The sequence below is a fragment of the Streptomyces sp. NPDC003635 genome (assembly GCF_053587635.1).
The window spans coordinates 165,844-180,493 of record NZ_JBSFOK010000002.1 but is presented as its reverse complement, the minus strand read 5'-3'; the positions used below and the strand labels follow the sequence as shown (position 1 = coordinate 180,493).

Below are 14,650 nucleotides of genomic sequence, written 5' to 3'. Positions count from 1 at the left end.
GTGGCCGACAGGGGACTAGGAGTGACCCAGGTCCGCCGCGTCCTCGTCCGAGACCGCCGGGACCGAGCCGGAGTCCGGGGCGGGGCGGAGGGGGAAGGGGTCGACCTTGGTCTCGTCGATCACCGGAGGGGCCGGCTGGGGAGGCTTCGGCATGACCGCGGCCTCCGAATGGCCGCCGCAGCCGTAGGTCAGGGAGACGACGCGGCCGTCGGCCGGGGAGAACTCGTTGGCGCAGACACCGAAGGCCTGACCCAGGGAGCCGCCCAGGCGCATCAGGAAGCCGCAGCTGACGCAGGCGGCGGGGGCCGCCTGGGCCATGGGGGTCTTCGCGCCGAACGACTCCTCCCAGCGGTCCGCGGCGACATGGAGGCCGTAGCGGGACAGCACCCGCGCCCGGCGCATGCCGAGCTCCTCGGCGACCGAGGCGATCGAGCCCCGGGTGGGGACCACCGGGAGGTTGGCGGGCGTGCCGCCGGTGACCTCGGCGTCCTCGGCCTCCACCAGCTCGGCCATCTCGTGCGAGACGGGGGAGCTCGGCATCGGCTCGTCCTCGCCGGTCCAGCCGGGCTCCAGACGCAGGTCCTCGGCGTCGGTGGGGAGCAGATCGCCGGGGCCCATGTCGCCGGGGCGCAGGCGCTCGCTCCACGGCACCCACTCGGGGGCCAGCAGCGCGTCGGGGCCAGGCAGCAGGACGACCTCGTCCAGGGTCACGATCTTCGCGCGGGACGCCCGCGCCACCGTGACGGCCCAGCGCCAGCCGCGGTAGCCCAGCTCCTTGCACTCGAAGAAGTGCGTGACGACGCGGTCGCCCTCGGAGACCAGGCCCGCGTGCTCCCCGACGACGCCGGGCGCGGCGGCCTCCTCGGCTGCGGTGCGGGCGAGGTCGGTCGCCTCGGCGCACAGGCGGTCGGGGGTGCGGCTTCGCGTGGTCGCTGCGCTCACAGGTATCGCTTCTCTCCTACGCCGTCTCTCGGGTGCGGCTGCCTGAAGGCGGCGGGGCGGGCGGACGGAGCGGACCGAAGGACCGCGTCGACGTCCGCGCCCTCTCGCGCTCGGGCGCACCTGTCACCATCCATTCTGCGGGATGGCCGAGATACGCACGCTACCTGCTCACCGGCGCTCGGCCTACACCGACGGTCGCAAACCACTGACAAAGCCGCGCCCATACGCGCGGTAACCGCACTACGCACGGCCATCTCGGGGCACTATGACGTCGTGGCAGCCGCGCGGACGCCTCAAGGAGCCACCGGGGTCGGTGGGGACAGGGGCCGCAGCAAGGGCGGCGGTTCGGGCCGGGTTGGCGGCGCCGTCCGCTCCGTCGGCCGTGCCCTGCACTTTCCGGTCACCGGCACCGCCCGCGGGATCCGCAAGGCGACCCACGCGCAGGGCGCCGGCGAGTCGGGCCTCGGCAAGCTGATCGAACTGCACGCGGTGAACGGCGCCGGCGACATGATGATCACCGTCGCCCTCGCGTCCACCGTCTTCTTCTCCGTCCCGACCGACGAGGCCCGCGGCCGGGTCGCGCTCTACCTCGGCATCACCATGGCGCCGTTCGCCCTCCTCGCGCCCGTGATCGGCCCCCTCCTGGACCGGGTCCCGCACGGCCGCCGGGCGGCGATGGCGAGCGCCATGCTGGCCCGCGCCTTCCTCGCCCTGATCCTCGCCGGGGCCGTCAGCACCGGCAGCATCGAGCTGTACCCGGCGGCACTCGGCGTACTGGTGTCCTCCAAGGCGTACGGCGTGGTCAGAAGCGCCGTCGTGCCCCGTCTGCTGCCACCCCGGTTCTCCCTGGTCAAGGCGAACTCACGGGTCACCCTCGGCGGGCTGCTGGCCACCGGGGTGGCCGCGCCGGTCGGCGCCGGACTCCAGGCGCTCGGCGACCGCTGGCCGCTCTACGGCGCCTTCGTGCTGTTCCTGGTGGGGACGTTCCTGTCGTTCACGCTGCCGCCGAAGGTCGACTCGGCCAAGGGCGAGGACACGGCGCTGCTCGCGGCGGACGAGGCGCATCTGCACGGACCGCATCTGAAGCCGGTCAAACGGCCCGGGCTGCGCACCGTCGGCATCGCCGTCACCCACGCGCTGGGCGCCAACGCCGCCCTGCGCTGTCTGTCCGGCTTCCTGATCTTCTTCCTCGCCTTCCTGCTGCGCGAGCATCCGCTGGCCGGCCAGAGCGCCGCGGTGTCGCTGGGGATAGTGGCCGTCTCGGCCGGGGTGGGCAACGCCCTCGGCACGGCGGTCGGGGCGTGGCTGCGCTCGCGCGCCCCGGAGATCATCATCGTGACCGTCGTGGGCTGTGTGATGACGGCGGCGATCACCGCCGCGGCCTTCTTCAGCGCCGCCCTGGTGGCCTGTCTCGCGGCGGTCGCCGGGTTCTCGCAGGCGCTGGCCAAGCTGTCCCTGGACGCGCTGATCCAGCGGGACGTGCCGGAGCTGGTGCGCACCTCCGCCTTCGCCCGCTCCGAGACGCTGCTGCAGATGTCCTGGGTGCTGGGCGGCGCCATCGGCATCGTGCTGCCGCTGAACGGCACCCTCGGCATGGCGGTGGGCGCCACGATCGTCGCCGCGGGCTGGCTCACCACGGTCCACGGGCTCATCGTCTCGGCCCGGCACGGCGGCGGCCCGCGCACGAGGGTGGCATAAGACACGGCACGACCCCCACGTAAAGAGAGCGTGAGACGCGCCCGATAGCCTTCGCCCATGACCACGCTGCCCCGCGGCGAAGCCGCTGATGTACCACGTGCTGTGCGACGCCGCCGCGCCGTCGCCGCCGCCGGCGCCGTTTCCGCCGGACTGCTCGTTCTGTCGGCCTGTGACAAGCCGACGCCGATGGCCACCGTGACCGTCGGTTCGTCCTCGGTCAGCGAGGAGGCCACCTGCGGTGGCCACGGCGACACCGTGAAGACCGCGGACCTGACCAAGTGCCTGAAGGACACCGACATCAAGTCGATCACCGTGGACCCGGACGAGACCGTCCGCTTCGGTGTCGACCCGGAGATCGCCGACAAGCGCTGGACGATCCTGATGAACGGTCAGCCGCTCACCGAGGACAGCGACAAGACCTACCGCACGATCCCGGGCAGCGTGTTCTTCAACGCCCAGTACGGCGCCCAGGGCAACTCCACCCTCGTCTCCATCAAGGCGGGCGACGGCAAGGAGATGAGCAACACGGTCACCGGGCTGTGGTCCTTCAAGCTGAAGAAGGACGACTGACCACGCCTGCCGTACGCGTCCTCGTCGCCACCGCCGTCCCGGCCGAACGGGACGCGGTGGCCCGCGCGCTCACCGGGTTCCCGGGTGACGTCCTCGCCGTCGGGGTGGGCCCGGCCCGCGCCGCCGCCCGTACCGCCACGGCCCTCGCGAGCGCCCGGTACGACCTGGTGATCTCCGCCGGGATCGCCGGCGGCTTCACCCCGCACGCCCCCGTCGGCTCCCTCGTCGTCGCCGACGAGATCACGGCCGCCGACCTGGGCGCCGAGACGCCCGACGGTTTCCTGCCGGTCACCGAGCTGGGCTTCGGCACCGTCACCCACCGTCCGCCCGAAGCACTCGTACGGGAGACCGCGGCCGCGACCGGCGCCCTGACCGGCGCGGTGCTCACCGTCTCCACCGTCACCGGTACCGCCGCCCGCGCCGCCGCCCTGCGCGACCGCCACCCCACCGCCCTGGCCGAGGCCATGGAGGGCTTCGGGGTCGCCGAGGCGGCCGCGGCGCACCAGGTGCCCGTGCTGGAGATCCGGGCCGTCTCCAACCCGGTGGGCCCGCGCGACCGGGCCGCCTGGCGGATCCCCGAGGCGCTTCAGGCGCTCACCGAGGGCTTCGGGAAGCTCACACCCGTAGTGGAGAGTTGGAAGTCGGCATGAGCCTGCAGATCGCGTACTCCCCCTGCCCGAACGACACCTTCGTCTTCGACGCCCTCGCGCACGGCCGGGTCCCCGGCGCACCCGGGCTGGACGTGACCTTCGCGGACATCGACGTCACCAACGGCATGGCCGAGCGCGGCGAGTTCGACGTGCTGAAGGTGTCGTACGCCGTGCTGCCGTACGTCCTCGACCGGTACGCGCTGCTGCCCTGCGGGGGCGCGCTGGGCCGGGGCTGCGGGCCGCTGGTGCTGACCCGTGAGCCGGGGCTCGACCTGACGGGCCGCACGGTCGCGGTGCCGAGCGAGAGGTCGACGGCGTATCTGCTGTTCCGGCTGTGGGCCGCGGACACCCTGACGGGCGGCGTGGGCGAGATCGTCGTGATGCCGTTCCACGAGATCATGCCGGCCGTGCGGGACGGGAAGGTCGACGCGGGGCTCGTCATCCACGAGGCGCGGTTCACGTACCGGAACTACGGTCTGCACAAGCTCGCCGACATGGGCGAGCACTGGGAGCACACCACCGGGCTGCCGATCCCGCTCGGCGCGATCATCGCCAAGCGGTCGCTGGGCGCCGAGGCCCTGACCCGGCTCGCGGAGTCGGTCCGCGCCTCGGTGCTGGCCGCCTGGGACGATCCGGATGTGTCCCGCCCGTACGTCATGGAGCACGCCCAGGAGATGGACCCGGCCGTCGCCGACCAGCACATCGGGCTGTACGTCAACGAGTTCACGGCCGGACTCGGCGAGGACGGCTACGCGGCGGTGCGTGGCCTGCTCACGCGTGCGGCGGCCGAGGGACTGCTGCCGGCCCTCGGCCCGGACGCGCTCGAATTCCCGTGATGTCGGCTATACGTCGAGCTGGTCGGCGACCGCCCGCAGCAGCCCGGCGATCTTCTTGCCGGAGGCCTTGTCGGGGTAACGGCCCTTCTCCAGCATCGGCGTGATGTTCTCCAGCAGGGTCGTCAGGTCCTGCACGATCGAGGCCAGCTCGTCGGGCTTCTTGCGCTGTGCCGCCGCGACCGAGGGGGTCGGGTCGAGGATCACCACGGAAAGGGCCTGGTCTCCGCGCTGACCGGCGACGACCCCGAACTCCACTCGCTGGCCCGGCTTGAGCGTCTCGACTCCGGCGGGGAGGACCGAGGAATGGACGAAGACGTCACCGCCGTCGTCGCGGGAGAGAAAGCCGAAGCCCTTCTCGCTGTTGAACCACTTGACCTTGCCGGTAGGCACGTCTGTCCTCGTCCTCGTACTCGTCGGAAAACTGCTTCTGAAAACGGCTCTTGATAGCACTCGGGCGGGTCGACCTCGACCCGCCGGTACCAAGGCTAATGGTCTTCGGGCGGGTGACAAGACGTCCCCCGGTTGTTCCTTCGCGCAGGGAACTACCCTGGTCCGGTGCGTGACAAAACCCAAACGAATTCCGCCGCGCCCGGTGACCGACTGATCCGAGTCGGAGGGGTCGTGTTCATCATCGGTGCCGTGGCCACAGTGGTCACGGTGGCCCCGCTGCTGCTCGGAACGACGCCTTTTCCGACGTACATGTTCGGACTGAGCATGCTCATGGGCGTCGGATTCCTGATCGCGGGCGTGGGTGTCTTCCAGTCGATCAGCGCGGGGCGCCGTCAGGCGCGGGCGGGCCAGTAGTCCGTCAGCCACGCGGGGAAGTGCGTGAGGTCCGGCAGGACGACATCGGCGCCGTAGTCGCGCAGCGCTTCCTCGTCGTAGGGTCCGGTGGCCACGGCCACGGCGAGCGCCTTCGCCGTGCGGGCGCCGCGGATGTCTCCGAGGTGGTCGCCCACGTAGACGGCGGCGCCGTGCTCGCGCAGCGCCTCCGCCTTGCGTTCGGCCCACAGGTCGCCGATCACCGCGTCCGGCTCCATGCCGAGGTGGTCGAGGTGCAGCTTGGCGTTGGGCTCGTACTTGGCGGTGACGACGATCGCGCGTCCGCCGACGGCTCGGACGGCCGCGATGGCCTCGGCGGCGCCGGGGAGGGCGGGGGTCGCCCCCACGGCGAAGTCCGGGTACATCGCCCGGTACATCTGCGCGATCTCCCTGACCCGCTCCGCCGGGAACCAGTTGGCGATCTCCTCCTCCAGCGGCGGCCCGAGCCGGGTGATCGCCAGGTCGGCGTCGACATGGGTCCCGGTCCGCTCCGCGAGGGCGGTGTAGCAGGCGTGGATGCCGGGGCGGGAGTCGATGAGGGTCATGTCGAGGTCGAAGCCGACGGTGAGCCGGGGTGTGGAGGCCATATGGGCCATTGTGCCCGTCCGGTACGACAGCCCTACTTCTGCCTCTGCGACCGCCAGACCAGGTACAGCGCCGAGGCGACGGCGGCGCCGCGCACGACCCAGGGCCAGGTCTCCTGCAGCGCCTGGTTCATCTGTCCGTCGGCGATCGGCTCGCCCCAGCGGCCTTCGGTGCGGCCCCACAGCCACACCACACCGGCGGTGACCGCGAGCCCGGGCAGCACGACCACGGCGCCCTTCTTCTCGGCCTCGGTGAGCCGGCGCGATCCGTAGGCGAGGAGCCAGCCGAGGATCAGGACGAGGAGGTTGCCGATGACGGCGCCGGCGAGCAGGAGCACGGCGGCGAGCAGGAGGAGGGGGTTGGACCACTTCTTGCCGGGCTGTCCGGTCTTCGCGGTCTGTCCGGGCTTCGCGGTCCTGCCGGAGGGGAGGAGCCAGGAGAAGCGCCGCCGGGGAGCGACGGTTTCCCCGACGGGCTCCTCCGCCACGGCTTCCGCGGCGGCGCGATCCTCGGGGGTCTCCTTCTTCGGTTGCTGCGGCTTCCTCGGCGGCGGGGGCTTGAGCAGCTCGGGGATCTCGACGCCGCCGACGAACCCGGGGACCTCCTCACCGGCCCCGAACGGACTGGAGTCCACCCGCCACCAGTCGGGCTGGAGGGCGCTGTCGCCCAGTTCCTCGGCACGGGCGAGGTGCGGCGGGGAGGGAACGTCGGCCACCGGCTCCTCGCCGCTCCGCCGCTGCACCGGGACGGCGGCGGTCGGCGTCTGCGGGGTACCGCCATCGCCGCCGGCGGCGCTGACGACCTCATCGGGGGTGCCGAGCCGGGCGATGATCCGGCGGACGGCGGCGGGACTGTCGACGGGAGCCTTGGCGCGGCGCCGGTCGATCTCGTTGCGCAGCTCGGAGACCAACCGCATCCGCGTACCGGACGGCAACTGCCGCTGCTGAGCCACGTCACCGACGCGGCTCAGATACTCGAAGACGACCTGATCGCTCTCGATCCCCACGAAGTCCCTCCGGGGGTTGCAGTGTTGAGACCCCGTCGCAAAAGGTACCGCCTCCGCGGCCGCGGGCAGCCCAGCCGCGGAACCGGCGCCCGCCCACCGGCAGTCGTGCCGCGAGGCCGACGCCCACCCACTGGCGCAGCCGCGGGCAGCCGCGCCGCAAGACCGACGCCCACCCACCCGCACAACCAGGGCGCAGCCGCGGGCAGCCGCGCCGCAAGACCGACGCCCACCCACCCGCACAACCAGGGCGCAGCCGCGGGCAGTCGTGCCGCCGGGGCGGCACCGGCGGGCGCAGCGGCACCCGCAAGCCCGGGCGGGCGAGATCCCCGTGCCGCACCCCGGCCAGGGGCACCCGAGTGACGTAGGCCAACCCCTTCCCCGTAGCCACCCGCTAACGTGAGTCGGATGAGCGACCCGGCACTCTCGCCCCGTTCCCTCGCGGAAGCGCTCCGCGCGCGGGACGACGCCTCCCTGGCCGTACTCCTGCGCGCCCGCCCCGACCTCATCACCCCCGTCCCCACGGACCTCACCCAGCTCGCGACCAGGGCCGGCACCCGGGCCTCCGTCGTCCGCGCGCTGGAGCGGCTCGACCGTTTCGCGCTGCAGACCGCCGAGGCCCTCGCCGTCGCCGCGGACCCCGCCCCGTACGACGAGCTCCTCGCCCTGATGGCCGGCGACGACGGCGACCCCGCCGTGGAGGGCGCCCTCCCCCGGGCCGTCGCCCTCCTGCGCGAGCAGGCCCTCGTCTGGGGCGACAACGACCGGCTCCGCCTCGTCCGCACCGCCCGCGAGCTGCTCACCCCCACCCCGCAGCACCCCTCCCCGACCGGTCTCGGCCCGTCCGTACGGGAGGCCACCGCGGGGATGTCGCCGGGCCGTATCCAGGAGATCGTCACCACCGCCGGGCTGCCGTCCACCCACGACGCCGTCTCCGCGGTGACCGCGCTCGGCGGGCTGTTCACCGACCGCAAGCGGATGGCGGCCCTGCTCGCCGGGGCCCCCGCCGAGTCCCTCGACATCCTGTCCCGCCTGGTCTGGGGCCCGCCGTACGGCCAGGTCACCGCGGATCCGGCGCCCCGTCTGCGCTGGCTGCTGGACCGCGGGCTGCTGCTGCCGACGGCGCCGGGGACCGTCGTACTCCCGCGTGAAGTGGCCCTGCACCTGCGCGACGGCCACGCGCACCGCGCGACCGAGCCGCTGCCGCCCGCCGTGGAGGCCGCCGCGACGCACCGTCCACAGGTTGTGGACACGACGGCGGCCGGGCAGGCGTACACCGCGCTCGCGACCGTGGAGGAGCTGCTGAAGGACTGGCACGAGGGCGGTCCCGCGGTGCTGCGGGCCGGTGGTCTCAGCGTCCGCGACCTCAAGCGCACCGCGGTCGCCCTGGACGTCTCCGAGCCGGTCGCCGCGTTCTGGGTCGAGCTCGCCTACGCGGCGGGCCTGCTCGCCTCCGACGGCGAGGCCGATGAGCGGTACGCCGCGACCCCCGCCTACGACGAGTGGCTGGAACTGGCCCCGGACCTGCGCTGGGTCCAGCTGGCCCAGGCGTGGCTGGCGGCGACCCGGACCCCGGGCCTGGTCGGCGGCCGGGACGCCAAGGACCGCACGCTCTCAGCCCTCGGCCCGGGTCTGGACCGCTCCACCGCCCCCGAGGTACGGCACCGGGTGCTGACCCTGCTCGCCGGGCTGCCCGAGGGCGCCGCCCCGAGCACCGAGTCGGTGCTGGCCCGGCTGCGCTGGGAGCGCCCGCTGCGCGGCCCGCAGCAGGCCGACGACCCGCGCGGGCAGCTCGCCGAGTGGACGCTGGAGGAGGCCGAGCGGCTCGGCGTCACCGGGCGCGGCGCCCTGTCGGCCCACGGGCGCGCGCTGCTCGGTCTGCCGGAGCACAAGCAGCGTCAGGAACCCGTCGGACCGGGCGACAAGCTCCCCGTCCACCACCGCGCGACGGTCTCCCTCTCCCCGCCGGAACAGGCCACCGCCTCCGCCGCGGCCGCCCGTCTGCTCGCCCCTCTCCTGCCCGCGCCCCTGGACCACGTCCTGCTCCAGGCGGACCTGACCGCGGTCGCCCCCGGCCCGCTGGAGCGCCCGCTGGCCGACATGCTCGGGATCCTCGCGGACGTGGAGTCGAAGGGCGGGGCGACGGTGTACCGCTTCACGCCCGGCTCGGTCCGCCGCGCCCTGGACTCCGGCCAGTCCGCCTCCGACCTGCACGCCTTCCTCACCGCCCACTCCCGCACGCCGGTGCCGCAGCCGCTGACGTACCTGATCGACGACGTGGCCCGCAAGCACGGGCACCTCCGGGTGGGCGCGGCCTCCGCCTACGTCCGCTGCGACGACGACGCGGTGCTGAACGAGATCCTCGCCGACAAGCGGGCCGCCGGCCTGCGCCTGCGCCGCCTCGCCCCGACCGTCCTGGCCGCCCAGGCCGATCCGGCCACCCTGCTGGACGGGCTGCGGGCGATGGGGTTCGCCCCGGCCGCCGAGTCCGCCGAGGGCGACGTCCTGATCACCCGGGCCCTGGCCCACCGCACCCCGCCGCGCACGGCCCCCGAGCCGGTGCCGGACGGACCCCCGGTGCCGGACGCGACCCTGCTGTCGGCGGCGATCCGAGCGATCAGGGCGGGCGACATGGCCTCGACGACCCCCCGCAAGCACACCCCGCTCGCCGGCGGCGAACTCCCCCGCACCAGCTCCGCCGAGACCCTCGCCACCATGCAGGCCGCCGTCCTCACCGGCGACGCCCTCTGGATCGGCTACGTCAACGCCGAGGGCGCCGCCAGCCAGCGCGTCATCGCCCCCATCCGGGTCGAGGGCGGCTTCGTGACGGCGTACGACCACACGGCGGACGAGGTCCGCACCTACCCCCTGCACCGGGTGACGGGAGTGGCCGAGCTGGCGGAGGACTGAGACGCCCCCCTTGATCGTCCGCCCGTCAGGCACACTGGACGTTTGGACCAGTCCGGAGGGATGCGTACGTGAACGGACCGCTGATCGTCCAGTCCGACAAGACCCTGCTCCTGGAAGTCGACCACGAGCAGGCCGACGCCTGCCGTCGGGCCATCGCGCCGTTCGCGGAGCTGGAGCGGGCGCCGGAGCACATCCACACCTACCGGGTGACCCCGCTCGGGCTGTGGAACGCGCGCGCCGCCGGGCATGACGCCGAGCAGGTCGTGGACGCGCTCGTGCAGTACAGCCGGTACCCGGTGCCGCACGCGCTGCTCGTCGACGTCGCCGAGACCATGGACCGGTACGGCAGGCTGACGCTCAGCAAGCACCCCGCCCACGGCCTGGTGCTCACGACCACCGACCGGCCGGTGCTGGAGGAGGTGCTGCGCTCCAAGCGGATCGCTCCCCTCGTCGGCGCCCGGATCGACCCGGACACCGTCGTCGTCCACCCCTCCGAGCGCGGGCAGATCAAGCAGACCCTGCTGAAGCTGGGTTGGCCGGCCGAGGATCTCGCCGGGTACGTCGACGGCGAGGCGCATCCGATCGAGCTGGCCGAGGACGGCTGGGCGCTCAGGCCCTACCAGAAGCAGGCCGTGGAGAACTTCTGGCACGGCGGGAGCGGGGTCGTGGTGCTGCCCTGCGGTGCCGGCAAGACCCTCGTCGGCGCCGGGTCGATGGCGCAGGCGAAGTCCACGACGCTGATCCTCGTCACCAACACCGTCTCCGCCCGGCAGTGGAAGCACGAGCTGGTGAAGCGGACCTCGCTGACCGAGGACGAGATCGGCGAGTACAGCGGGACGAGGAAGGAGATCCGGCCCGTCACGATCGCCACGTACCAGGTGCTGACGACCAGGCGGAAGGGCGTCTACCCGCACCTGGAGCTGTTCGACTCCCGGGACTGGGGTCTGATCGTCTACGACGAGGTGCATCTGCTGCCCGCGCCGGTCTTCAAGTTCACGGCGGATCTCCAGGCTCGCAGGCGGCTGGGGCTCACGGCGACCCTGGTCCGTGAGGACGGCCGCGAGTCGGACGTCTTCTCGCTCATCGGCCCCAAGCGGTTCGACGCTCCCTGGAAGGAGATCGAGGCGCAGGGCTACATCGCGCCCGCGGACTGTGTCGAGGTGCGGGTGAACCTCACGGACTCCGAGCGGCTCGCGTACGCCACCGCCGAGCAGGAGGAGAAGTACCGCTTCTGCGCGACGACCGCCACCAAGCGCAAGGTGACCGAGGCGCTGGTACGGCGTTTCGCGGGCCAGCAGATCCTGGTGATCGGCCAGTACATCGACCAGCTCGACGAGCTGGGCGAGCACCTGAACGCCCCCGTCATCAAGGGCGAGACCTCCAACGCCCAGCGCGAGAAGCTCTTCGACGCCTTCCGTGAGGGCGAGATCAGTGTGCTGGTCGTGTCCAAGGTCGCCAACTTCTCCATCGACCTGCCGGAGGCCACGGTCGCCATCCAGGTCTCGGGCACGTTCGGCTCCCGGCAGGAGGAGGCGCAGCGCCTCGGCCGGGTCCTCCGACCGAAGTCCGACGGCCACCAGGCCCACTTCTACTCCGTCGTCGCCCGGGACACGATCGACCAGGACTTCGCCGCCCACCGCCAGCGCTTCCTGGCGGAACAGGGCTACGCGTACCGGATCGTCGACGCGGACGAGATCCTCGCGGAGAGCTGAGCCCCCGGCTGGGCCAGGGCCGGCGGGGCGTACGGCTACTTGCGGCGGACGCCCGCCTCCTCGCCGTACTCACCGAGGATGACGACGTCGAAGGCGGCTCCCGCGAAGACCTTCACGGCGCGCAGGGCGTCGCCGAGGCGGTGGTGGTGGCTGCCGAGGACCGGACTGGCTCCGGAGGCCGGCCGGCGGCCGGGTGCTGGGGTGATGGTTGCTGCGCTCATGTCTCCATGGTGGATTCCGGGACATAAGGAGGGCATCGGTCTACGGGCCGAACCGGTCCCCTGCCCCCGTCCGTCCCAGGACCGACCCGTACCCCTCGGGAAGGAGGGCCGCATCCCCTAGGGGATGCGGAGGGGGCCCGGCAGGGGGGCGGGAAAACCGTTGGCCGCCGTCTCCCCCGTTCACCTAGAATCTCCGCTCTTGCCCGCCTCCCTTCCCGGAGTGCCGCCGTCCGGCCGGAAACCGGACGGCATCTCGCAGCGTCCGCACTGTCAGGCCCCCGGAGGCATCCCCTTGTCCACGTCCACCGACGACCCCCTCTCCCGCGAGCGTTCCCACCTCGCCTCCTCCCGTGCCGCGCTGCGTGCCATGCGCGAGGACGTGGAGGCGCTCGACATCAAGGACGTCACCGCGAACTGGGTCAACGCCGAGGTGCTCGCCCGCCAGATCGACGAGCGGATCAAGGCGCTGGCCGACCTCAGTGACACGCCCCTCTTCTTCGGCCGCCTCGACTACCTGCACGCGCCGGGCGCGGACCGCTCCGAGGGCGCCGAGGGCGAGCAGTTCTACATCGGGCGCCGCCATGTGCACGACGCGGTCGGCGACCCGATGGTGATCGACTGGCGGGCGCCGGTCTCGCAGCCGTTCTACCGGGCGTCCAAGAAGGACCCGATGGACGTGGCGCTGCGCCGCCGCTTCGGCTACACGGGCGGCGACCTGACCGCGTACGAGGACGAGCATCTGTCGGACCCGGCGGAGGCGGCGCGGACGAGCAAGCTGCTCCAGCAGGAGATCGAGCGGCCGCGCGTGGGCCCGATGCGGGACATCGTCGCCACGATCCAGCCCGAGCAGGACGAGATCGTCCGGTCCGGGCTCGGCGGCACGGTGTGTGTGCAGGGAGGCCCCGGGACCGGGAAGACGGCGGTGGGCCTGCACCGGGTGGCGTATCTGCTGTACGCGCACCGCGAGCGGCTCGCCCGGACCGGGACGCTGGTCATCGGCCCGAACCGGTCCTTCCTGCACTACATCGAGCAAGTGCTGCCCGCACTGGGTGAGTTGACGGTCCGCCAGGCCACCGTCGATGACCTGGTCGGGCATGTGGAGGTGCGCGGCACGGACGAGGCGGCGGCGGCCCTGGTGAAGGGCGACGCGCGGATGGCGGAGGTGCTGCGGCGGGCGCTGTACTCGCATGTGACGCTTCCGACGGAGCCGGTCGTGGTGGTCCGCGGGTCGCGACGCTGGCGGGTGCCGGCCTACGAACTCGAGGAAATCGTCCGGGAGTTGCTGGACCGGGACATCCGGTACGGCGCCGCCCGGGACGCTCTTCCGCAGCGGATCGCGCACGCGGTGCTGGTGCAGATGGAGCGGTCCGGGGAGGCGCCGGACGACCGGGTGCAGGACGCGGTGGCGCGGAACACGGCGGTGAAGGCGGCCGTGAAGGCGATCTGGCCGGCGGTCGAACCGGCGAAGCTCGTGCTGCGGCTGCTGACGGACGCGGAGTTCCTCGCGGAGCATGCGGACGGGCTGCTCGGCGAGGACGAGCGGAAGACGATCCTGTGGACGCGGCCGGTGCGGTCGGTGAAGTCGGCGAAGTGGTCGGCGGCGGACGCGGTGCTGATCGACGAGGCGATGGACCTGGTCCAGCGGACGCACTCGCTGGGGCATGTGGTGCTGGACGAGGCGCAGGACCTGTCGCCGATGCAGTACCGGGCGGTGGGGCGGCGCTGTACGACGGGGTCGGCGACCGTGCTGGGCGATCTCGCGCAGGGTACGACGCCTTGGGCGACGCGGAGTTGGGCGGAGGCGCTGTCGCATCTGGGCAAGGCGGACGGGGTGGTGGAGGAGCTGACGGCGGGCTTCCGCGTCCCCACGGACGTGATCACGTACGCCTCCCGGCTGCTCCCGCACATCGCTCCGGGCCTGACACCGGTGGCCTCGGTCCGGGAGAACCCGGGGTTCTTCGAGGTGCGGCCGGTGGGCGGCACGGCGGAGGTGGTGACGGCGTGCGAGGAACTGTTGCGGAACGAGGGCTCCACGGGCCTGATCGCGGCGGACGCGCGCGTGCCGGAACTGGCGCGGGCGCTGGCGTCGGCGGGCATCGGCCACCTCTCCCCCGGCGAGGAGACCACGGCGGACACCCGCCTCACCCTGGTCCCCGCGTCACTGGCGAAGGGCCTGGAGTACGACTACGTGGTCCTGGACGAACCCCAGGCGGTGGTGGACGCCGAACCCGACGAACGCACCGGCCTGCGCCGCCTGTACGTCACCCTGACCCGAGCGGTCTCAGGACTGATCGTGACCCACGCCACCCCACTGCCGCCCCAACTGACGTAGAGCGACTCCCACCCCGACGGGGGGCCGGACACTGAGCGACTCCCACCCCGGCCGCGGGACCGGACGCAGAGCGACTCCCACCCCGGCCGCGGGACCCGACGCAGAACGACTCCCACCCCGGCCGCGGGACCCGACGCAGAGCGCCCCCCCACCCCGGCCGCGGGACCCGACGCAGAACGCCCCCCACCCCCACCGCAGGACCAGACGCAGAGCGCCACCCGCTCCCGCCGCAGGACCGGACGCAGAGCGACTCCCACCCCGACGGCGGGGCCGGACGCAGAACGACCCCCACCCCCACCGCAGGACCAGACGCAGAACGACCCCCACCCCCACCGCAGGACCAGACGCAGAACGACCCCCACCCCCACC

At 73.0% G+C, this 14,650-nt stretch carries 13 protein-coding genes; 8 read left to right on the top strand and 5 right to left on the bottom strand.

Translation table 11 applies throughout. The annotated features are described in order from the left end of the window. Positions 1–15: 15 nt before the first annotated feature. Positions 16–942, bottom strand: a complete 927-nt coding sequence (locus ACWDRW_RS02855) for a DUF3027 domain-containing protein (RefSeq protein ID WP_451719114.1) — start codon at positions 940–942, stop codon at positions 16–18. Between the two features lie 273 nt (positions 943–1,215). Here ACWDRW_RS02855 and ACWDRW_RS02850 point away from each other — a divergent pair, with 273 nt between their 5' ends. The 4 genes from ACWDRW_RS02850 to ACWDRW_RS02835 are packed head-to-tail and all read left to right on the top strand — an operon-like array spanning position 1,216 to position 4,696. After that, entirely contained in the window at positions 1,216–2,640 is a 1,425-nt protein-coding gene (locus tag ACWDRW_RS02850) for an MFS transporter (RefSeq protein ID WP_451719111.1), read from the top strand. A 57-nt stretch (positions 2,641–2,697) separates the two neighbouring features. Further along, positions 2,698–3,210 carry a DUF2771 domain-containing protein gene (locus ACWDRW_RS02845; protein ID WP_451719108.1) on the top strand — a complete coding sequence of 171 codons (513 nt, stop codon included), beginning with the start codon at positions 2,698–2,700 and terminating at the stop codon, positions 3,208–3,210. Further along, positions 3,180–3,860, top strand: coding sequence for a futalosine hydrolase (locus tag ACWDRW_RS02840; RefSeq protein WP_451719105.1), 681 nt, complete (start codon positions 3,180–3,182; stop codon positions 3,858–3,860). Before ACWDRW_RS02845 ends, ACWDRW_RS02840 begins: the two co-directional genes overlap by 31 nt. Next, positions 3,857–4,696, top strand: a complete 840-nt coding sequence (locus ACWDRW_RS02835) for a 1,4-dihydroxy-6-naphthoate synthase (protein ID WP_451719102.1) — start codon at positions 3,857–3,859, stop codon at positions 4,694–4,696. The genes ACWDRW_RS02840 and ACWDRW_RS02835 overlap by 4 nt, the downstream gene beginning before the upstream one ends. A 6-nt stretch (positions 4,697–4,702) precedes the next feature. On the opposite strand, the gene ACWDRW_RS02830 is transcribed toward ACWDRW_RS02835, so the two are convergent. Continuing rightward, positions 4,703–5,086 (bottom strand): cold-shock protein, encoded by a 384-nt coding sequence (locus ACWDRW_RS02830; protein WP_189942254.1) that lies wholly within the window; start codon positions 5,084–5,086, stop codon positions 4,703–4,705. A 165-nt stretch (positions 5,087–5,251) separates the two neighbouring features. Between ACWDRW_RS02830 and ACWDRW_RS02825 the strand changes: the two genes are divergently transcribed. Further along, positions 5,252–5,500, top strand: a complete 249-nt coding sequence (locus ACWDRW_RS02825) for a hypothetical protein (protein ID WP_451719098.1) — start codon at positions 5,252–5,254, stop codon at positions 5,498–5,500. Here ACWDRW_RS02825 and ACWDRW_RS02820 read toward each other — a convergent pair. After that, positions 5,479–6,114, bottom strand: a complete 636-nt coding sequence (locus tag ACWDRW_RS02820; protein ID WP_451719096.1) for an HAD family hydrolase — start codon at positions 6,112–6,114, stop codon at positions 5,479–5,481. The genes ACWDRW_RS02825 and ACWDRW_RS02820 overlap by 22 nt on opposite strands. A 23-nt stretch (positions 6,115–6,137) precedes the next feature. Beyond that, positions 6,138–7,109 carry a hypothetical protein gene (locus ACWDRW_RS02815; protein WP_451719093.1) on the bottom strand — a complete coding sequence of 324 codons (972 nt, stop codon included), beginning with the start codon at positions 7,107–7,109 and terminating at the stop codon, positions 6,138–6,140. 405 nt (positions 7,110–7,514) lie between these two features. Here ACWDRW_RS02815 and ACWDRW_RS02810 point away from each other — a divergent pair, with 405 nt between their 5' ends. Next, on the top strand, positions 7,515–10,016 hold the full coding sequence (locus ACWDRW_RS02810) for a helicase-associated domain-containing protein (RefSeq protein ID WP_451719091.1): 2,502 nt from the start codon (positions 7,515–7,517) through the stop codon (positions 10,014–10,016). 68 nt (positions 10,017–10,084) lie between these two features. Then, positions 10,085–11,728, top strand: coding sequence for a DNA repair helicase XPB (locus tag ACWDRW_RS02805; protein WP_451719089.1), 1,644 nt, complete (start codon positions 10,085–10,087; stop codon positions 11,726–11,728). A 35-nt stretch (positions 11,729–11,763) separates the two neighbouring features. Here ACWDRW_RS02805 and ACWDRW_RS02800 read toward each other — a convergent pair whose 3' ends face one another. Then, positions 11,764–11,949, bottom strand: coding sequence for a hypothetical protein (locus tag ACWDRW_RS02800; RefSeq protein ID WP_451719087.1), 186 nt, complete (start codon positions 11,947–11,949; stop codon positions 11,764–11,766). Positions 11,950–12,241: 292 nt separating this feature from the next. Between ACWDRW_RS02800 and ACWDRW_RS02795 the strand changes: the two genes are divergently transcribed. After that, the gene (locus ACWDRW_RS02795; RefSeq protein WP_451719084.1) at positions 12,242–14,281 is read left to right on the top strand and encodes a HelD family protein; all 2,040 of its coding nucleotides are present in this window, start codon (positions 12,242–12,244) and stop codon (positions 14,279–14,281) included. Positions 14,282–14,650 lie beyond the last annotated feature (369 nt).

Coding starts and splice junctions, on each gene's coding strand:
- ACWDRW_RS02810 (WP_451719091.1), top strand. CDS start 7,515: ATGAGCGACCCGGCACTCTCGCCCCGTTCCCTCGCGGAAGCGCTCCGC.
- ACWDRW_RS02845 (WP_451719108.1), top strand. CDS start 2,698: ATGACCACGCTGCCCCGCGGCGAAGCCGCTGATGTACCACGTGCTGTG.
- ACWDRW_RS02835 (WP_451719102.1), top strand. CDS start 3,857: ATGAGCCTGCAGATCGCGTACTCCCCCTGCCCGAACGACACCTTCGTC.
- ACWDRW_RS02800 (WP_451719087.1), bottom strand. CDS start 11,949: ATGAGCGCAGCAACCATCACCCCAGCACCCGGCCGCCGGCCGGCCTCC.
- ACWDRW_RS02820 (WP_451719096.1), bottom strand. CDS start 6,114: ATGGCCCATATGGCCTCCACACCCCGGCTCACCGTCGGCTTCGACCTC.